Origin of the sequence: Candidatus Blastococcus massiliensis AP3 (assembly GCF_000582785.1) — a bacterium.
Lineage (GTDB): Bacteria > Actinomycetota > Actinomycetes > Mycobacteriales > Geodermatophilaceae > Blastococcus > Blastococcus massiliensis.
In genome coordinates this window covers 621,408-639,953 of record NZ_HG931174.1, presented here as the reverse complement: position 1 = coordinate 639,953, position 18,546 = coordinate 621,408, and the positions used below count along the sequence as shown (strand labels likewise).

At 75.0% G+C, this 18,546-nt stretch carries 21 protein-coding genes; 17 read left to right on the top strand and 4 right to left on the bottom strand.

From position 1 onward, the window contains the following. Positions 1-866: DUF5667 domain-containing protein (locus BN344_RS11540; RefSeq protein WP_051515812.1), on the bottom strand; the 866-nt coding region annotated here is incomplete at its 3' end. A gap of 112 nt (positions 867-978) precedes the next feature. Next, positions 979-1,767, bottom strand: a complete 789-nt coding sequence (locus BN344_RS11535; RefSeq protein WP_040338610.1) for a sigma-70 family RNA polymerase sigma factor — start codon at positions 1,765-1,767, stop codon at positions 979-981. 193 nt (positions 1,768-1,960) lie between these two features. On the opposite strand from BN344_RS11535, the gene BN344_RS11530 reads away from it, so the two are divergent. The 15 genes from BN344_RS11530 (at position 1,961) to BN344_RS20270 (ending at position 16,468) form a co-directional block, all read left to right on the top strand. Continuing rightward, positions 1,961-3,643, top strand: a complete 1,683-nt coding sequence (locus BN344_RS11530) for an AMP-binding protein (protein ID WP_051515811.1) — start codon at positions 1,961-1,963, stop codon at positions 3,641-3,643. After that, positions 3,633-3,887 (top strand): glutaredoxin family protein, encoded by a 255-nt coding sequence (locus BN344_RS11525; protein WP_040338609.1) that lies wholly within the window; start codon positions 3,633-3,635, stop codon positions 3,885-3,887. The genes BN344_RS11530 and BN344_RS11525 overlap by 11 nt, the downstream gene beginning before the upstream one ends. 238 nt (positions 3,888-4,125) lie before the next feature. Then, the gene (locus BN344_RS11520; protein ID WP_040338608.1) at positions 4,126-4,803 is read left to right on the top strand and encodes a redox-sensing transcriptional repressor Rex; all 678 of its coding nucleotides are present in this window, start codon (positions 4,126-4,128) and stop codon (positions 4,801-4,803) included. Further along, entirely contained in the window at positions 4,800-6,155 is a 1,356-nt protein-coding gene (locus BN344_RS11515) for a glutamyl-tRNA reductase (protein ID WP_040338607.1), read from the top strand. Before BN344_RS11520 ends, BN344_RS11515 begins: the two co-directional genes overlap by 4 nt. Then, positions 6,152-7,126 (top strand): hydroxymethylbilane synthase, encoded by a 975-nt coding sequence (gene hemC, locus BN344_RS11510; protein WP_040338606.1) that lies wholly within the window; start codon positions 6,152-6,154, stop codon positions 7,124-7,126. The genes BN344_RS11515 and hemC overlap by 4 nt, the downstream gene beginning before the upstream one ends. 61 nt (positions 7,127-7,187) lie before the next feature. Further along, on the top strand, positions 7,188-8,732 hold the full coding sequence (locus tag BN344_RS11505; protein ID WP_040338605.1) for a bifunctional uroporphyrinogen-III C-methyltransferase/uroporphyrinogen-III synthase: 1,545 nt from the start codon (positions 7,188-7,190) through the stop codon (positions 8,730-8,732). Beyond that, a complete protein-coding gene (gene hemB, locus BN344_RS11500) occupies positions 8,729-9,733 on the top strand; it encodes a porphobilinogen synthase (protein ID WP_040338604.1) in 1,005 nt (334 codons plus the stop codon). The genes BN344_RS11505 and hemB overlap by 4 nt, the downstream gene beginning before the upstream one ends. Before the next feature lie 4 nt (positions 9,734-9,737). Beyond that, entirely contained in the window at positions 9,738-10,232 is a 495-nt protein-coding gene (locus tag BN344_RS11495) for a hypothetical protein (protein ID WP_040339138.1), read from the top strand. After that, complete coding sequence (gene hemL, locus BN344_RS11490; protein ID WP_051515809.1) at positions 10,229-11,560, top strand: glutamate-1-semialdehyde 2,1-aminomutase; 1,332 nt, start codon at positions 10,229-10,231, stop codon at positions 11,558-11,560. Before BN344_RS11495 ends, hemL begins: the two co-directional genes overlap by 4 nt. 37 nt (positions 11,561-11,597) lie before the next feature. Then, the gene (locus BN344_RS11485; RefSeq protein ID WP_040338603.1) at positions 11,598-12,233 is read left to right on the top strand and encodes a histidine phosphatase family protein; all 636 of its coding nucleotides are present in this window, start codon (positions 11,598-11,600) and stop codon (positions 12,231-12,233) included. Beyond that, positions 12,230-12,808, top strand: a complete 579-nt coding sequence (locus BN344_RS11480; protein WP_040338602.1) for a TlpA family protein disulfide reductase — start codon at positions 12,230-12,232, stop codon at positions 12,806-12,808. The genes BN344_RS11485 and BN344_RS11480 overlap by 4 nt, the downstream gene beginning before the upstream one ends. A gap of 1 nt (position 12,809) precedes the next feature. Beyond that, positions 12,810-13,655, top strand: coding sequence for a cytochrome c biogenesis CcdA family protein (locus BN344_RS11475; protein ID WP_040338601.1), 846 nt, complete (start codon positions 12,810-12,812; stop codon positions 13,653-13,655). Beyond that, entirely contained in the window at positions 13,652-15,253 is a 1,602-nt protein-coding gene (gene resB / locus BN344_RS11470) for a cytochrome c biogenesis protein ResB (protein WP_040338600.1), read from the top strand. Before BN344_RS11475 ends, resB begins: the two co-directional genes overlap by 4 nt. Then, entirely contained in the window at positions 15,243-16,208 is a 966-nt protein-coding gene (ccsB, locus tag BN344_RS11465) for a c-type cytochrome biogenesis protein CcsB (protein WP_040338599.1), read from the top strand. The genes resB and ccsB overlap by 11 nt, the downstream gene beginning before the upstream one ends. 59 nt (positions 16,209-16,267) lie before the next feature. Next, on the top strand, positions 16,268-16,468 hold the full coding sequence (locus tag BN344_RS20270; RefSeq protein WP_166518223.1) for a hypothetical protein: 201 nt from the start codon (positions 16,268-16,270) through the stop codon (positions 16,466-16,468). Positions 16,469-16,482: 14 nt separating this feature from the next. Here the strand turns inward: BN344_RS20270 and BN344_RS11460 are convergent, their stop codons facing one another. Beyond that, positions 16,483-16,713, bottom strand: coding sequence for a hypothetical protein (locus BN344_RS11460; protein ID WP_040339136.1), 231 nt, complete (start codon positions 16,711-16,713; stop codon positions 16,483-16,485). Between the two features lie 117 nt (positions 16,714-16,830). Here BN344_RS11460 and BN344_RS11455 point away from each other — a divergent pair, with 117 nt between their 5' ends. Further along, positions 16,831-17,259 carry an Lrp/AsnC family transcriptional regulator gene (locus tag BN344_RS11455; RefSeq protein WP_231486743.1) on the top strand — a complete coding sequence of 143 codons (429 nt, stop codon included), beginning with the start codon at positions 16,831-16,833 and terminating at the stop codon, positions 17,257-17,259. Beyond that, positions 17,252-17,593, top strand: coding sequence for a DUF4229 domain-containing protein (locus BN344_RS11450; RefSeq protein ID WP_040338598.1), 342 nt, complete (start codon positions 17,252-17,254; stop codon positions 17,591-17,593). Before BN344_RS11455 ends, BN344_RS11450 begins: the two co-directional genes overlap by 8 nt. A 3-nt stretch (positions 17,594-17,596) precedes the next feature. Here BN344_RS11450 and BN344_RS11445 read toward each other — a convergent pair whose 3' ends face one another. Continuing rightward, complete coding sequence (locus BN344_RS11445) at positions 17,597-18,469, bottom strand: 1,4-dihydroxy-2-naphthoate polyprenyltransferase (RefSeq protein WP_040338597.1); 873 nt, start codon at positions 18,467-18,469, stop codon at positions 17,597-17,599. Between the last annotated feature and the right edge of the window lie 77 nt (positions 18,470-18,546).

The window sequence follows — 18,546 nt, the reverse complement described above, 5'->3', positions numbered from 1 at the left end:
GGCCCGCCGGGCGCGGGGGGCGCGACCGGGGGCGAGTCGACGCCCGGGACGTCGGGCGCGGGGGGAACGGGGCAGGCGACCGGCAGGGGACCGAGGTCGTCCGTGCCGGAGGTGGCCGGTCCGGCCCAGCACCCGAGGGCGGCGCGCAGGCCGTCGACCCGCGCGGAGACCTCCGCGAGCAGGGCCAGCGAGGCGTCGACGTCGTCGGCCGCGGCGGGCGGCACGTCGTCCTGGGTCGCACCGAGCAGCGTCGACTGCTCGGCGGTCCAGCCGGCGAGCCGGTCGAGCTGGGCGGTGTCGCCGGTCTCGACGGCCCTGGTCGTGAGCCAGGAGGCGCCCTCGGAGGTCTGGCTGTCCATCGTGGCGAGGGTGGACTCCGCGAGAGCGGCGTCGTCGCCCAGCTCACCCAGCTCGTCGAGCCGGTTGCGGGCGAGATCCAGCAGGACCTGGCCGCGGGAGTCGCCGGCCAGCGCCAGCTGGGTCTGCTCGGTGCCGCGCTTGAGGGCGTAGAGGGCGTCGCCGGGGCGGGCCTCGGTGGACAGCGCCACCAGCGTGGCCAGCGAGGTCACGGTCAGGGCAGCGCCGGCCAGCCCCGCGGTCATCCGCGAGCGCCAGCGGGGAGCCGGCAGATCGGATGCGCGCGCCGCCAGCAGGCGACGCAGCCCGGAGGGCCGGGCGGGCTCGGGCGAGCGGACGGCGGCCATCGCGACGAGCCGCTGCCGGGTGGCCATGCGGAAGGCCGGATCGGGCTCGACGTCGAGCTCCGGGGCCAGCCGTTCGAGCAGGGCGACGACCTGGGCATCGGCCTCGTCCCCACGCAGGGCAGCACGGCGGGGCGGCGCCGCATTGCTCTCGTGCGTGGTCACGCGCTTCCTCCGGTGGTTCGGGCGGGATGCCGGCCTGTCGGCACACCGCGCTGCAGACGGTTCAACGACGGTCCGGGGCGCTCGGTTACGGCCCGGGCCGACGATGTGCCGCTCATCTCAGCCCCTCCGGCAGCAGCCCGGCAAGGCGTCTCACGGCGCGGTGCTGCAGCGCCTTGATGGCGCCGTCCTTCTTGCCCATGATCTCGGCGGTCTCCGCGACCGAGAGACCGTGGATGAAGCGCAGCACGATGCACTCCTGCTGCTCGCTGCCCAGCTGCTGGACGCAGGCCAGCAGCTCGCGGTTGGTCAGGTGGGTGACGACGGCGTCCTCGGGTCCGTCGGTGGCGCGGTCGGCGTCGCGCATGTCCGCGGTGGCGACCTCGAGCCGGTAGCGGCTGCTCTTCACGTGGTCCAGGACGATGTTGCGGGCGATCGTGACCAGCCACGCGCCGACGTCGCGGCCCTGGAAGCTCAGCGAGTCGATCCGGCGCAGCGCTCGGACGAAGGTCTCGCTGGTCACGTCCTCGGCCGTGGCCCGGTCGCCGACCCGGTTGTAGACGTACCGGAACACCAACGACACGTAGTGGTCGTACAGCTCGCCGAACGCCTCGGCGTCCCCCTCCTGCGTGCGGCGCACCCACGACCACACGTCCGGCTCGCCGGCAGCGGGGGCGGGCGGGGTGGCTACCTGCGCCTCGCTGCCGTCGCCGGGGAGGTCGGCGTCGTGGGGGAACTCGGAGGCGACGACGTTCGGCTCGACGACCTCCGTGCCGGCCGCGTGCGCGAGCACCTCGGTGCTCGACCGGGGGTACGGCGTGGGCCGCGGGCGCGGACCGGGGCGCGGCCGGGGTCGCGGGGCAGCGGCAGGAGCCGGCTGCTCGGCGTCCAGGGGGTGCGCCATGCGGGCTATGACCTCCTCATCGGCCCGCGGACCTGGACCGTCTCTTCCCCGGCGACTCGGCGACGTGCGGCGCGCGAAGCTGCGGGGCTCGCCCCATGGTGACAACATCGCCCCTGCCCGTCCACGCCAACACCGCCGGACGCACCGACCGGGTCCCCCGGTCGGGGCGCCCGCCCGCGCCCACGGAGGAGATGTGCCGGACCAGGAGGCAGGGAGGTCCCTGGCCGCGCTGGTGCGGACCGCGGCCCGGAAGCGCCCGGACGCGCCGGCGGTGGTCACCCGTGACCAGCGGCTGAGCTGGGCCGAGCTCGACGCCGCGGTCGACCGTGCCGCGGCCGGGTACGCCGCGCGCGATCTCGCGCCGGGGGACCGGGTGGCCGTGCAGCTGCCCAACTCCGTCGGGTGGCTGAGGGCCGTGCTCGGCGCGCTGCGGGCCGGGCTCGTCGTCGTGCCCGTGAACACCGCCTACACCGAGCCCGAGCTCGAGTACCTCCTCACCGACTCGGGTGCCGCGCTGCTCGTCGCCCCCGCGCCGCGCGACGAGCTCGCCGGCGTGCCCGTGTGCCCGGGGCCGCCCGACGCGGACGGCCCGCCGCCCGCCGTCGCCGACGACGACGAGGCGCTGGCCTTCCTCTGCTACACCAGCGGCACGACCGGCCGGCCGCGCGGCGCGATGCTCACCTCCGGTGCACTGCGGGCCAACCAGGAGCAGTGCCTGGCCATGAGCCCGCCGCCGGTCCGTCCGGACGACCGCGTGCTCCTCGTGCTGCCGCTGTTCCACGTGTACGGCCTGAACGCCGGTTTCGGCCTGGTCGCCGCCACCGGTGCGTGCGCGGTGCTCGAGGAGGGCTTCGACCCGCGCGCGACGCTGACGGTCATGGCCCAGGAGCAGGTGACGGCCGTCCCCGGGGCGCCGCCGATGTACCAGGCGTGGCTGGCCATGGCCGACGCCGACGGCAGCGACGCCGAGCTGCGCCGCGGGTTCGCCGCCGTCCGGATCGCCTCCGCGGGCGCTGCGCCTCTGCCCGAGGAGGTGTGGACGGCGATGCGCGACCGGGCGGCGATCACGGTCTGGGAGGGCTACGGCCTGACCGAGGCCGCGCCGGTCGTCGCCAGCACCCTGGCCACCGGCCGCGCCAAGCCGAGCTGCATCGGCGGTCCGCTGCCGGGCGTGGAGCTGGTCCTGCGCGACACCGCCACCACCGACCCCGCGGCTGCCACCGATCCCGCGGCCGGCGCCGAGGATGCGGGCGACGTCGAGGATGCGGGCGACGTCGAGGCCTCCGGCGGAGAGGTCGACGGCGGCGACCTGACCGGCCAGGAGGACCGGACGGAAGCAGTCGCCGAGGATCACGACGAGGAGCACGGCGAGGGCGACGACGAGGGGCCCGGCGAGCTCTGGATCCGCGGGCCGAACCTCTTCTCCGGCTACTGGCCGGACGGGGTCGACGGTCCCGACGCCGATGGCTGGCTGGGCACCGGCGACCTCGCCTACCGGGACGCCGACGGCGACTACCACCTGGTCGACCGCCGCAGCGACCTGATCCTGGTCAGCGGCTTCAACGTCTACCCGGCCGAGGTCGAGCGGGTGCTCGACACGCACCCGGCGGTCGCCGAGAGCGCGGTCATCGGCATGCCCGACGCCCGGACCGGCTCCGCCGTGCGGGCGGTGGTGGCCCTGGAGCCCGGTGAGAAGCTCTCGTTCGAGGAGCTCCGCGACCATGCCGCGACCTCGCTGGCCCGCTACAAGGTGCCCACCTCGGTGCAGTTCCTGCCCTCCCTGCCGCACTCCCTGACCGGCAAGGTCAGCCGGGCCCGCCTGCGCGAGCTGGGTCTGACCGCCGCCGAGACGGAGCCGGAGTCCGGTGACGACTGAGCCGGCTCCGCGGCTGCGGCTGATGACCAGGGCCGGCTGCCATCTCTGCGAGGTGGCCGCCGAGACGCTGGACCGGATCGCGGCGGAGGCCGGGGCGCGGGTCGAGGCGGTCGACGTCGACACCGACCCGGACCTGCAGGCCGAGTACGGCGACCGCGTACCGGTCGTCGTCCTGGACGGGCGGGAGCACTCCTACTTCACCGTCGACGTCCCGCGACTGCGACAGGACCTCGGGATCGGCTGACGGAGGGGCGGAGCGGGGCCCTCGGCGTGGTCTCCACCACAGCGCCACCCGTTCGGGCCGGTCAGCGAGCCGTCACGCCGTCAGGGACTTTGTTCCAGCGTTCACAAGCGGCTACCGTGGCGTCCGCGAGCGCCTCGGTGCCCGCGAAGCCGTTCCTTGTCGTCGTCGTTCTGCGTGCCGCCGCACCGCCCGGGCTCCTGCCGGGTCCGGGCGGGCGGCCGCTGTGGAGAGCCCGTTGATGCAGCCGCGGCCCCGGACCATCCCGGAGGCCACCGTCGCCCGCCTGGCCGTGTACCTGCGGGTGCTGACCACGCTCGCCGACGGCGGCCGGACCACGGTGTCCTCGGGTGAGCTGGCCTCGGCCGCCGGGGTCAATCCCGCGGGTCTCCGCAAGGATCTCTCCCACCTGGGGCCCTGCGGCGTGCGCGGTGTCGGCTACGAGGTGCGCTCGTTGCGCGACCGGCTGGCCCGCGTCCTCGGCGTCGAGCGTGCCCGGGCCTGCGTCCTGGTGGGCATCGGAAACCTCGGTTCGGCCCTGGCCGACTACGCCGGCTTCGGTACCCGTGGGTTCGACTTCGTGGGGCTGTTCGACGCCTCGCCGGCCCGCGTCGGGCAGCGGATCGGCGACCTGACCGTGCGCTCGCTCGACGAGCTCGAGGAGGTCGTCGCGGCGACGGGAGCCTCCATCGGCGTCATCACCACGCCGGCCGAGGTGGCCCAGCAGGTCTGCGACCGGCTGGCCGCGGCCGGGGTGCAGAGCATCCTGAACTTCGCGCCGGTGACCCTGGCCGCGCCCCCGGGGGTCGACGTCCGCAAGGTGGACCTGTCCGTCGAGCTGCAGGTTCTGGCCTTCCTGGGCCAGCAGCGCCTGGTGCCGTCGGCAGCCCGCGGGGCGTCCGTGGAGGAGTCGGCATGAGCCTCCTGGCCGTGGGCATCAGCCACCGCACCGCTCCCGTGGCACTGCTCGAGCAGTTCGCGATGAGCGACGACGACCGCGTCAAGGCCCTGCACGAGCTGGTCGAGGGTGACCACGTGGCCGAGGCCCTGGTGCTGGCCACCTGCAACCGGGTCGAGGTGTTCGCCGAGGTCGAGCGCTTCCACGGCGGCGTCACCGACGTCAGCCGGGTGCTGGCCCGCCAGGCCGGCGCCTCGGTCGAGGAGCTCTCCCCGTACGTCACCGTCCACTACGAGGACCAGGCCGTCACGCACCTGTTCACCGTCGCCGCCGGGCTGGACTCGATGGTCGTCGGCGAGACGCAGGTGCTGGGACAGCTGCGGGCCGCGTACGCGCTGGCCCGCGAGGAGGGCACCGTCGGCCGGGCGCTGCACCCGATCGCCCAGCGCGCCCTGCGGGTGGGCAAGCGGGTGCACGCCGAGACCGGCATCGACCGGGCCGGGGCCTCCCTCGTCTCCGTGGCGCTGGACCGGGCCGAGGCGCGCATCGGCGACCTCACCGGCCGCCGGGCGCTCGTCGTCGGCGCCGGCTCCATGGGCGCCCTGGCCGCGACCACGCTGGCCCGCCGTGGGGCCGACGTCGTCGTCGGCAGCCGCACCCATGCCTCGGCCGAGCGGCTGGCCGCGGCCATCGGCGGCCGCGCCGTGCAGCTGGCCGACAGCGCCGGGGAACTCGTCGCCGCCGACGTCCTGGTCTCGTGCACCGGGGCGTCGGGGGTCGTCGTCAGCACCGACACCGTGGCCACCGCCATGCGGGAGCGCGACGCGCGGCCGCTGGCCGTGGTCGACCTCGCCCTGCCCCACGACGTCGACCCGGGCGTGGCCGCCCTGCCGGGCGTGCACCTGGTGGACCTCGCCCTGCTGCAGGGGGAGCGGGCCGCGCACGACGGCACCGCCACCAGCCCGGTCGCCGCCGACGACATCGTCGCCGCGCACGCGATGATCGAGGCCGAGGCGGCGCTCCTGCGCGCCGAACAGCAGGCCGCCGCCGTCGCGCCCACCGTCTCGGCGCTGCGCAGCCAGGCCGCCGAGGTCGTCGACGCGGAGCTGCTCCGGCTCTCCACCCGGCTGCCCGACCTCGACCCCCGCACGCGGGCGGAGGTGGCGCGCACCGTCCGCCGGGTCGTCGACAAGCTGCTCCACGAGCCGACCGTGCGGGTCAAGGAGCTCTCCGCCGTGCCCGGAGGCACCGACTACGCCGGCGCGCTGCGGGCCCTGTTCGGCCTGGGCATCGACGCCGACGTCGCCGGCGACGCGGCCAGCCTGGCCGACGCCGTCACCGTCGACCCCGAGCGGGCCGGGGGTGGCGCATGACCACCGTGGGCTCCTCGCCGACGACGACCGCCACCGGGGTCCTCCGGCTCGGCACCCGGGCCAGTGCCCTGGCCTCCACCCAGTCGCAGGGCGTCGCGGACGCCATCACCGCGGCGACCGGCACCCCGGTGGAGCTGGTGCACATCACCACCGAGGGCGACCGCTCCCAGGCCGCGATCGCCCAGCTCGGCGGCACCGGCGTGTTCGTCACCGCGCTGCGCGACGCGTTGCTGGCCGGCGACATCGACCTGGCCGTGCACAGCTACAAGGACCTGCCGACGGCGCCCGAGCCCGGGCTGATCCTCGCCGCCGTGCCGCCCCGCGAGGACCCGCGCGACGCGCTGGTCGCCCGCGACGGCCTGACGCTCGGCGAGCTGCCCGCGGGGTCGAAGGTGGGCACCGGCGCACCGCGGCGCGTCGCGCAGCTGCGGGCGCTGGGCCTGGGCCTGGAGGTCGTGCCGATCCGCGGCAACGTCGACACCCGCCTCGGCCGCGTCGCCGGCTCCGCGACCGGCCCCGGCGATCTGGACGCCGTGGTGCTCGCGCGCGCCGGGCTCTCCCGGCTGGGACGCCTCGGCGTCATCACCGAGACCCTCGACCCCATCCAGGTGCTGCCCGCCCCCGCGCAGGGGGCCCTGGCCGTGGAGTGCCGGACCAGCGACGCCCGCACGCGGGAGCTGCTCGGCCGCCTCGAGCACCCGGTCACGCGCGCCTGCGCACTCGCCGAGCGCACGACGCTGGCCACCCTCGAAGCCGGGTGCAGCGCGCCCGTGGCGGCCTACGCGGAGGTCGCCGAGGGCGAGGACGGCCTCGAGCTGTTCCTGCGCGCGTCGGTGACCGCGCTCGACGGCAGCGACGGCGTCCGCGGCTCCGTCACCGGAGCGCTGGCCGATGCCGCGGCCCTGGGCCGCGCGCTGGCCGACGACCTGCTCGACCGCGGCGCGGTCGAGCTCATGGCGGTCGAGCAGTGATCGCCCACCCCATGCAGACCCCAGCAACAACGGCCCTCCGGGCCAGGATCAGGAGCACGCGATGACGCGCTTCCGCAAGACCGTCGGCAGCGCCGGCCGGGTCGTCTTCGTCGGTGCAGGGCCGGGCGATCCCGGCATGCTGACCGCACGTGCGACGGCCGCACTGACCGAGGCGGCCCAGGTCGTCGTCGACGCCGACGTGCCGGCCGCCGTCCAGGACGCCGTCCGCGGGATCAACCCCGCGGCCGAGGTCGTGGTCGCGACCGGTGAGCCGGCCGAGGTGGCCAAGGCCGCCGTCGGCGCCGCCAAGGGCGGCGCCGTGGTGGTCCGGCTCGTCGCCGGCGACCCGTACACCGACGACGGCGCGATCAAGGAGGTGCTGGCCGTGGGCCGCACCTCGGTCGCCTTCGACGTGGTGCCCGGCGTCGCGTCGGCCACCGCAGTCCCGGCCTTCGCCGGTGTCGCTCCCGGCAGCACCGCGCTCACCGCCGACCTGCGCAGCGGCGTCGATGTCGCCGCGCTGGCCGGTGCCGCCGCCTCGACCGGCGGCACGCTGGTCCTGCGTGCCTCCGCCGAGGAGCTGCCCGACGCCGCGGCCCGGCTGGTGGAGGGCGGGCTGTCCGGCAGCACGCCGGTCGTCGTCACCACCAACGGCTCGAGCACGGCCCAGAAGAGCGTCGTCGCCAAGCTGTCGGCCGTCGCCGAGAAGGTCGCCGGGCTCGACACCTTCACCGGCCCGGTCGTGGCCACCGTCGGCCCCGCCGTCGACAAGCGCGCCCGCATGTCGTGGTGGGAGAGCCGCCCGCTGTTCGGCTGGCGGGTCCTCGTGCCGCGCACCAAGGACCAGGCCGGCGAGATGAGCGATCGGCTGCGGGCCTACGGCGCCGTGCCGGTCGAGGTGCCCACGATCGCCGTCGAGCCGCCGCGCAGCCCCGCGCAGATGGACCGCGCGGTGAAGGGGCTGGTCACCGGCCGCTACGGCTGGATCGTCTTCACCTCGGTCAACGCGGTGAAGGCGGTGCGCGAGAAGTTCGCCGAGCTCGGCCTGGACGCCCGCGCCTTCGCCGGGGTCAAGGTCGGCTGCGTGGGGGAGCAGACCGCCGACGCGGTCCGCGCCTTCGGCATCGAGCCGGAGCTGGTGCCCACCGGCGAGCAGTCGAGCCAGGGCCTGCTGGCGGACTTCCCGGAGTACGACGACGTGCTCGACCCGATCAACCGGGTGCTCCTGCCGCACGCCGACATCGCCACCGAGGTGCTCGCCGCCGGGCTGGTGGAGCGCGGCTGGGAGGTCGACGACGTCACCGCCTACCGCACCGTCCGTGCCGCTCCGCCGGCCGCGAGCGTCCGGGAGGCGATCAAGGGCGGCGGATTCGACGCGGTGTGCTTCACCTCGTCGAGCACGGTGCGCAACCTCGTCGGCATCGCCGGCAAGCCGCACGCCAAGACGGTCGTCGCCGTGATCGGCCCCGCGACCGCGGCCAGCGCGCAGGAGTTCGGCCTGCGGGTCGACGTCCAGCCCGAGACGGCCGCCGTCGCGCCGCTGGTCGACGCGCTGGCCGAGTACGCCCTGTCCCTGCGCGAGTCGGAGGACGGCGAGGGCAAGTGAGCGATCGTGCCGGCGGCGCCGCTCCCGGGTTCGCCCGGGGGCGGCGGCTCCGGTCGACGCCGGCCCTGCGGCGGCTGACCGCGCAGACCCGGGTCGCACCGGCGGACCTGGTGCTGCCGGTCTTCGTCAAGCAGGACATCGCCGAGCCGGTGCCGATCGCCTCGATGCCCGGCGTGGTCCAGCACAGCCAGGACTCGCTGCGGAAGGCCGCGCACGAGGCCGCCGAGGCGGGCATCGGCGGGCTGATCCTCTTCGGCATCCCGTCGGAGAAGGACCCGGCCGGGTCGCAGGCCGACGCCGCCGACGGCGTCGTCAACGTGGCGCTGCAGAACCTGCGCGCGGACCTGGGGGACGAACTCGTCCTCATGGCCGACCTCTGCTTGTGCGAGTACACCGACCACGGCCACTGCGGCGTGGTGACGCCGGCGGGCCTGGTCGACAACGACCCGACGCTGGACCGGTACGCCGCGGTGGCGATCGCGCAGGCCCAGGCCGGTGCCCACCTGGTCGCGCCCAGCGGGATGATGGACGGCCAGGTGGCCGCGATCCGCGCCGGCCTGGACAGCGCGGCCTTCTCCGAGATCCCGATCCTGGCCTACGCCGCCAAGTACGCCTCGGGCTTCTACGGGCCCTTCCGCGAGGCGGCCGAGGGTGCGCCGCAGTTCGGCGACCGGTCGACCTACCAGATGGACCCGCCGAACGCGGACGAGGCGCTGCGGGAGGTGCGCCAGGACCTCGCCGAGGGGGCCGACGCCGTCATGGTGAAGCCCGCACTGCCCTACCTGGACATCGTCGCCCGGGTCGCCGCCGCCGTCGACGTGCCGGTGAGCGCGTACCAGGTGAGCGGTGAGTACGCGATGGTCGAGGCGGCCGCCGCCAACGGCTGGATCGACCGCGAGCGGGCGATCCTGGAGACGCTGACCGCGATCCGCCGGGCCGGTGCCGGGCAGGTGCTCACGTACTGGGCGGTCGAGGCCGCGCGGTGGCTGGCCCGCGGGTGACGTGATGGCGGGGCCGCGAGAGGTCTACACGGAGCCCGGAGGGTCCTGGCGGCCGTTCTGGTGGGTCGCCGGTGCCCTCGCGGTCTTCGTCGTGCTCGACCTGGCCCTGCCCGGCGGCGACGTGCCGGTCCTGCTCTGGGTGGTCGCCGTCGCCGGTGTGCTGGGCGTCGTCGGGATCGGCTGCCTGTCGGCGCAGCGCCTCTGGACCGTCCGCGTGGACGACGACGGGCTCTCCGTCGGGCGCGAGACGGTCCGGTACGCCGAGGTCGACCTCGAGCACCTGCTCGCCGTCGACGCCGGTGTCGACGCCGGCGCGCCCGTGCTGGGGGGCGGCTGGTCGCTGCCCCGCGGTCGCACCGGGCTCCCGCTCCGGCTCGCCGACGGCCGCACGGTGCTCGTCCCGACCCGGGACCCCGCACCGCTGTACGAGGCGCTCGTGGGCAGGGTCACGGACGCCTCCGACGAACGCTCAGGAAGAGAAGGGACACTGGGGCCGTGACCTCGCCGGACAGCACCCCGTACGCCTACGAGGCCCCGATCTCGGCCGACCTCTTCGACCGCGGCCGCGCCGTCACTCCCGGTGGGGTCAACTCACCCGTCCGCGCCTTCCAGGCCGTCGGGGGCACCCCGCGGTTCATGACCGAGGGCTCCGGTCCGTGGATCACCGACGCCGACGGGCGGCGCTACGTCGACCTGGTCGGCTCGTGGGGGCCGCTGATCCTCGGCCACGCGCACCCCGCCGTCGTCGAGGCCGTGACCGCCGCCGCCCGCCGCGGGCTGACCTTCGGCGCCCCCACCGAGGGCGAGCTGGACCTGGCCGAGGAGATCCGCGAGCGCATGCCGCCGGTGCAGCGGGTCCGGTTGGTCAACTCGGGGACCGAGGCGGTGCTCTCGGCGGTGCGGCTGGCCCGGGGGGTCACCGGCCGGCCGCTGGTCGTCAAGTTCGCGGGCAACTACCACGGCCACGTCGACGCGCTCCTGGCCTCCGCCGGGTCCGGCGTCGCCACCCTCGGGCTGCCCGACACCCCCGGTGTCACCACCGGCGCGGCCGCCGACACGGTGGTGCTGCCCTACAACGACGTCGCCGCCGTCGAGGCCGTCTTCGCCGAGCGGGGTCCGCAGATCGCCGCGGTGATCAGCGAGGCGGCGGCCGGCAACATGGGCGTCGTCCCGCCGGAGCCGGGCTTCAACGCCGCGCTGCGCCGGATCACCGCCGCGCACGGCGCCCTGCTGGTCCTCGACGAGGTCATGACCGGCTTCCGGGTGTCGCCGTCGGGCTGGTACGGCCTCGACCCGGTCGACGCCGACCTGTTCACCTTCGGCAAGGTCATGGGCGGCGGGCTGCCCGCGGCCGCGTTCGGGGGCCGGGCCGACCTCATGGAGCACCTCGCGCCGGCCGGGCCGGTCTACCAGGCGGGTACGCTGTCGGGGAATCCCGTGGCCGTCGCGGCCGGGCTGACGACGCTGCGGCACTGCACCGAGGAGGTCTACGCGCACTGCGACGAGGTCGCCGCCGTGCTCCGCGGCGCGACCAGGGCCGCGCTCTTCGCCGCCGGGGTGCCGCACCGGGTGCAGCAGGCCGGCAGCATGTTCTCGGTCTTCTTCGTGCCCGACGAGCGCCAGGTCCGCAACTACGACGACGCCCGCACCCAGGACGTCGCCCGCTACACCGCGTTCTTCCACGCCATGCTGTCCCGCGGCGTCTACCTGCCGCCGTCGGCGTTCGAGTCCTGGTTCGTCAACGCCCAGCTGTCCGGTGAGGCGCTCGACCGCGTGCTGGAGGCCCTGCCGGCCGCTGCCCGTGCCGCCGCGGAGGCCACCCCATGAGGGCCTTGATGGCCATTCCGGCCCTGGAGGTCACCCCGTGAGCGAGCGGACGACGGTGCACCTGCTGCGGCACGGTGAGGTGCACAACCCCGGCAAGGTCCTCTACGGCCGGCTCCCGAACTTCCGGCTGTCCACGACGGGCGAGGCGATGGCGGTCGCGGCCGCGGAGTGGTTCGCCGGGCGCGACGTCACCCACCTGGTCTCCAGCCCGCTGGAGCGGGCGCAGCAGACCGCCCAGCCGCTGGCCGAGGCGTTCGCCCTGACCGTGGGCACCGACGACCGGCTGATCGAGGCCGGCAACGCCTTCGAGGGCATGGTCGTGGGAGGCGCGGGAGGGGTGTTCCGGGCACCCCGCAACTGGTGGAAGCTGCGCAATCCGTTCCAGCCCTCGTGGGGCGAGCCCTACGTCGAGATCGCCGCACGGATGCTCGCCGCCGTCGAGGCGGCCCGCGACACCGCCCGGGGGCACGAGGCCGTGCTGGTCAGCCACCAGCTGCCCATCTGGACCGTCCGCCTCCACCTCGAGGGCCGCCGCTACCTGCACGACCCACGCCGCCGGGAGTGCGCCCTGGCCAGCGTCACCTCGGTGACCTACGAGGGCGACCGGTTCGCCGGCGTGACCTACGCCGAGCCGGCCGGCGCCACCGACCCGGATGCGGTGCCGGGCGCATGAGACGACTCCTGCTCCCCGTCCTCGCCGCCGCGCTGGCCCTGACCGGCTGCACGACCGGCGAGGGCTCGGCCGTCGACGTCAACAACGGCGGCGAGTTCCGCTTCGAGGCCGGCACCCCGCGCGGCCAGGTGATCCCCCCGGACGAGCGGGCGACCGCTCCGGAGTTCTCCGGGACGCTGCTGGAGGGCGAGCCGTTCTCGTCCGACGAACTGGACGGCGACGTCGCCGTGCTGAACTTCTGGGGTTCGTGGTGCCCGCCCTGCCGTGTCGAGTCGCCGCAGTTCCAGGAGGTCTACGCCGAGGTCCGGGACCGGGGTGTCCAGTTCCTGGGCATCAACGTCAAGGACGACCAGCAGCTCGCCCGGGCCTTCGAGGACCGTCAGGGCATCGAGTTCCCCTCCGTCTCCGACCCGAGGGGGGAGGTCGCCCTCGCCTTCCGCGACTACCCGGCCAACGCCATCCCCTCGACCATCGTGCTCGATCGGGAGGGCCGCGTCGCCGCCGTCTACACGGCCGAGGTCGCGCAGCAGGACCTGCGGGACGTCGTCGATCTCGTCCTGGCGGAGGGGGACTGACGTGGGGGAGACCTTCGCCGGCCTCGTCACCGACGGCCCGCTGCTGGTCGCCGCGGCGGTGGCGGCGCTCGTCGGGCTGATCAGCTTCGCCTCGCCGTGCGTCCTGCCGCTGGTGCCCGGCTACCTGTCCTACGTCGCCGGGTTGGTCGGCTCCGGTTCCCGTCCCGCACCGGCTCCCGCACCGGATCCGGGCGGTGGCGCGACGGCCACGGCCACAGCTACCGCGACGGCGACGGCGGTGCGGACCGACGAGCGGGCGCCCCGGGGGCGCATGGTGCTCGGCGCGCTGCTGTTCGTGCTGGGCTTCACCGCGGTCTTCGTCGCGTTCGGCGCCGCGTTCGGCGGGCTGGGCAGGCTCATGCTCGAGCACGCCGACGTCCTCAACCGGGTCTTCGGCGCGATCACCATCGTCGTCGGGCTGGGCTTCCTGGGCTGGCTGCCGCTGCTGCAGCGGACCTCGCGGCTGTCGGTCCGCCCGGCCGCCGGGCTGGCCGGCGCCCCGCTGCTCGGCATCGTCTTCGGCCTCGGCTGGACGCCGTGCCTCGGGCCGACGCTCGGCGCGGTCTACTCGCTGGCCTTCACCGAGGCCACCGCCGGCCGCGGAGCCCTGCTGTCGGTCGCCTACTGCCTGGGCCTGGGCGTGCCGTTCGTGCTCGTCGCCCTCGGCGCGCGCTGGGCCATGGGCGCCACCTCGTTCCTGCGCCGGCACGCGCGTTCGGTCACCCGGTTCGGCGGCGTCGTCCTCGTGCTGGTCGGGCTGATGCTGCTCACCGGCGCCTGGACCGAGGCCATGCAGTGGCTGCGGTCCTGGCTGGCCACCACCGGGCTGGGGGAGTCCGCCCTGTGACGACGACGGCTCCGGCGCCCCCTGCGGCGCCTCCCCCACCAGCGCGCCCCTCGGCCGGCCGCCGCATCACCGCGCTGCTGCTGCAGTGGTGGCGCCGGCTGACCGCCATGCGCACCGCGATCGTGCTGCTCTTCCTGCTCGCGCTGGCCGCCGTCCCCGGCTCCCTGCTGCCGCAGCGCTCCCTGTCGCAGACCAACGTGCGGCGGTACTTCGCCGACCACCCGGACCTCGCGCCGGTGCTCGACCGGCTGTACCTCTTCGACGTCTTCAGCTCGCCGTGGTTCGCCGCGGTCTACCTGCTGCTGTTCATCTCGCTCATCGGCTGCGTGCTGCCGCGCGCGCGGGAGCACGCCAAGGCAGTGCGGGCGGCACCTCCGCCGGCGCCACGGAACCTGCTGCGCCTGCCCGACTCCGGCGAGACCACCACACCGCTCCCGCCGGCGGCGGCGCTGGACGTCGTCGAGGAGGAGCTGCGGGTCCGCCGGTACCGGGTCGTCCGCCGCGACGGGGAGGTCTCGGCCGAGAAGGGCCATCTCAAGGAGACCGGCAACCTGCTGTTCCACCTCTCGCTGGTCGCCCTGCTCCTGGGCCTGGCCGGCGGAAAGCTCTGGGGCTACGAGGGCAGCATCCTGGTCACCGAGGGCCAGGGCTTCTGCAACTCGTTCCAGCAGTACGACACCTACTCCGCCGGACCGCTGGTCGACAGCGGCGACCTGTCGCCCACCTGCGTGGACCTCGAGCGGTTCAAGGCCGAGTACGAGCCCGACCTGACGGCCTCGTCGTTCACCGCCGACATCCGCTACGGCGCCCCCGGCGAGGAGGGCCGGCCGACGACGATCGGTGTCAACGACCCGCTGCGGTTCTCCGGCGACCGGCTCTACGTCACCGGGCACGGCTTCAGCCCCACCTTCGACGTGACGCTCCCCGACGGGACCCCGTACCCCGACCTCACCGTGCCGTTCCTGCCCTCGGATCTGCAGACGCTGGCCAGCCAGGGGGCGCTGAAGCTCCCGGACGTCGGTGCCGGCAGCGACGAGCAGCTCGCGTTGGAGGGGTTCTTCGCGCCGACGGGGATGGTGCAGGGCGGCGTCCTCACCTCGATCGACCCGCGCCCGCTGAACCCCCAGGTCGCGATCGTCGCCTACCAGGGCTATCTGGGCCTGGACTCCGGCATCCCGCAGTCGGTCTACTCGCTGGACGCCACCCAGATCGAGCGTGGGCGGCTGGTGGAGGCCGGCGCGGCCAACCTCGCCCTCGGGGAGTCCATGACCCTCGAGGACGGCACGGTCATCACCTTCAGCGGCTTCAAGGAGTTCGCCGCGCTGCAGTACTCGCACGACCCCGGCCAGATCTGGGTGCTCGTCTCCTCGATCTCCCTCCTGACCGGCCTGCTGGGACTGCTCCTGCTGCGCCGGGAGCGGGTCTTCGCCCGGGCCGCTCCGCGCCCCGACGGGAGCGGTACCGTGCTGACGCTGGCCTCGCTGACGCGGGGCAGCGGCGAGAGCGCCCCGCGCTTCGCCGCCCTCACCGACGACCTGAGGGCAGCGCTCGCCGCCCGCACCGCATCGCACTCGGAGGTCTCCCCGCGTGACTCCTGACCAGTCGCTCCTCGACCTGTCGGACACCTTCTTCACGGTCGCCGTGGCGCTGTACTCGGTCGCCCTCGTGGCGTTCTGCGCGGAGCTCGCGTTCGGGCGCTCCCGGGCCGCGCAGCGCGAGCTGGTCGCCGCCGGGAACGGGCCGGCCCTCGACGTGGCGGAGAACCCCGCCGCCGACGACGCCCCGCGCCGCCGGGCGCAGCGGCTGGGCGCGGCCGGCATCGGCCTGACCGCGCTCGGCGCGCTGGCGCACGCCGCCGTCCTCGTCTTCCGCGGGCTGGGCACCGACCGGCTGCCCTGGGGCAACATGTACGAGTTCGCGACCGCGGTCGTGCTCGTGGCGGTCGTGACCTACGTGGTCCTGGCCCTGCGCTCGCCCGCGCTGCGGCACATCGGCGTCTTCGTGCTCGCCCCCGTCGTGCTGGGCATGGTGGGCACCGGGCTGTTCCTCTACGTCGAGGGCGGCCCGCTCATCGCGGCGCTGCGGTCGAGCTGGCTGGCGATCCACGTCAGCGCCGCGATCATCGGCTTCGGCATCTTCCTGGTCAGCGGCATCGCCAGCGTCCTCTACCTGATCCGCGAGAAGGACGAGCAGAAGCCGGCCGAGGAGCGGGGCACGGGGTTCGTCTCGCGGCTGCCGTCGTCGTCGGTGCTGGACCGGCTCGCGCACCGCACCGCCGTCTTCGGTTTCCCGATCTGGACCTTCGCCGTCATCGCGGGCGCCATCTGGGCGGAGAGCGCCTGGGGCCGGTTCTGGGGCTGGGACCCGAAGGAGACCTGGTCGTTCATCGCCTGGGTGGTCTACGCCGGCTACCTGCACGCGCGCACGACGGCCGGCTGGCGCGGGCGCCCCGCGGCCTGGGTGAACGTCGTCGGCCTGGCGGTCATGATCTTCAACCTGACCTTCGTGAACCTCGTCTCGAGTGGCCTGCACAGCTACGCCGACGTCGGCTGACAGCCGCTCCGGCGTCGTCGCGCGATGACGGATGTCCGGGCCCGTGCTTCCATGCAGGCATGACAGCCGCCAGTCCGCAGCACGCCGGAGGAGCCGGGGCCGAGGGGCGCGACGGCGCCGGCCGGCCCGGTCGCGAGGGCGAGGTGGGCTGGCCCGGCCCGTCGCGGGAGGGCGAGCGGGTGGGATGGCCGGACGATCCGGGGCTGGCGCGCGACGCCGCTCCGGTGGGAGAGCTGTTCGGCGGGAGCCCCGCGGCCTGACAGAGACCCCGGCGTCAGGCCGGGGAGCCGTCGTCCCGTCGGGTGCGACGATCGAGCTCGCGGAGGAACTCCGGGTCGTCGTCGGGTGCCAGCGGCCGGGTGGGCCGCTGCGGACGGGGCCGCTGCGGCGGCCGCGGCGGGCGGAGGCCGCCACCGGGACCGCCCGGACCGCCGGGACGGGCAGCCGCGCGCATGACCAGCGCGATCACCACGATCGCTACCACCAGCACTACCAGGAAGATCATGGCTTCACCCCTCGTCCCCGACCAGCGTACGACGGCGGCGATACTCGGGGGCGGATCACGATCGGCGGACCGGCAGACGCGGCCCGCCACGAGGACGGAGACATCGCCATCGACGCCGTGGACCGGCACCTGATCGAGCTGCTGCGGGCCAACGGCCGGGCCAGCTACGCGGAGCTCGCGCGGCAGGTGGGGCTGTCCTCGCCCGCGGTGCACGAGCGCGTGGGCAAGCTGGAGGCGGCCGGCGTCATCACCGGTTACCGGGCGGTCATCGAGCCGGCGGCGGTCGGCCTGGACGTCACCGCCCTCATCGGCGTGATCGAGAGCGACTCGGTCGACGACACCGGCCTCGAGGCGGCGATGCGCGAGGTGTCGGGCATCGAGGACTGCTGGCGGGTCGCGGGGAGCGAGGGCTACGTGCTCAAGGTGCGTGTGGCGGACATCCCGGCACTCGAGGCCACCGTCAACGCGTTGAACCGGATCAGGGGCGTGGCACGCACCCGCACGACCGTCGTGCTGTCGACGAAGTGGGAGGGCCGGCATGGCTGAGAAGGACACCGCGAGCTCACCGCGGCCGGTGAACCCGGCCGCTCCGGCGGGGGGCCCGGCCACACCGCCGAAGGTGCTGCCCTGGCTGGTCCTGCACACCGTGGGGCGGCTCGGCATCTTCGCGCTGCTGACGCTGCTGCTGTGGCAGTTCGGCAACCTGGACTTCTTCTCCGGGATGCTGTTCGGCCTGCTGCTGTCGATGCCGGTCGCCTACTTCGCGCTGCGCCAGTCCCGCGAGCGGCTCAGCGAGGCGCTGGTCGCGCGCAGCATGGCCCGCCGGGCGGAGAAGGAGCAGCTGCGCTCCCGGTTGAGTGGCGAGCAGCCGGACGCCTGACGGTCAGCCGCTGAGCGCGAGCCCGGCGCCCAGCAGGACACCGGTGACGAGGGTGAGCCGACCGGTGCCGGCGAGCGCTGCGATGAGCGCCGGCCCGCGGCCCCCGCTCAGCACCGTGCGGACCGGCGGGACGCCCAGCGGGACCGCGAGCAGGGTCAGCAGCACCCACGGACGCTCGATGCCCACCGCCACGACGACGAGCAGCGCGACGACGAAGCACCCGGCGAAGGCCAGCCGCGTGGCCCGGTCGCCGAGGAGCACGGCGAGCGTGCGCTTGCCGACCCGGGCGTCCCCCTCGATGTCGCGCAGGTTGTTGACCACGAGGATCGCGACGATGAGCAGCCCGACGGGGACGGCGACGGCGAAGGCGAGCCCGGGCAGCGTGCCGGTCTGCACGTACGTGGTGCCGACGACGGCGACCAGCCCGAAGAACACGAAGACGAACACCTCGCCCAGCGCCCGGTAGCCGTACGGGATCGGCCCGCCCGTGTAGGTCCAGGCGGCGAGGATGCAGACCGCACCGACGGCGACCAGCCACCAGCTCGACAGCGCGGCCAGCGCCAGTCCGGCGACCGCCGCGACGGCGAAGGAGAGCGCCGCAGCCACCAGCACCGCACGGGGGGAGGCGGCACCCGAGCCGACCAGCCGCATGGGGCCCACCCGGTCGGCGTCGGTGCCGCGGGTGCCGTCGGAGTAGTCGTTGGCGTAGTTGACCGCGACCTGCAGGGCGAGCGCGACCACCAGCGCCAGCAGCGCGGCGGACAGGCGGAAGCCGTCGAGGGCGGCGGCCACGCCGGTGCCCACGAGCACCGGCGCGAGGGCGGCGGGCAGGGTGCGCGGCCGGGCGCCGGCCAGCCACTGCGCGGGGGTGGCCATCAGACCTCCGGGACGAGCGCCGCGACCGCGCGGCGGTCGGGCTTGCCGGTGTGCAGGGTCGGTACGGCGGCGAGAAC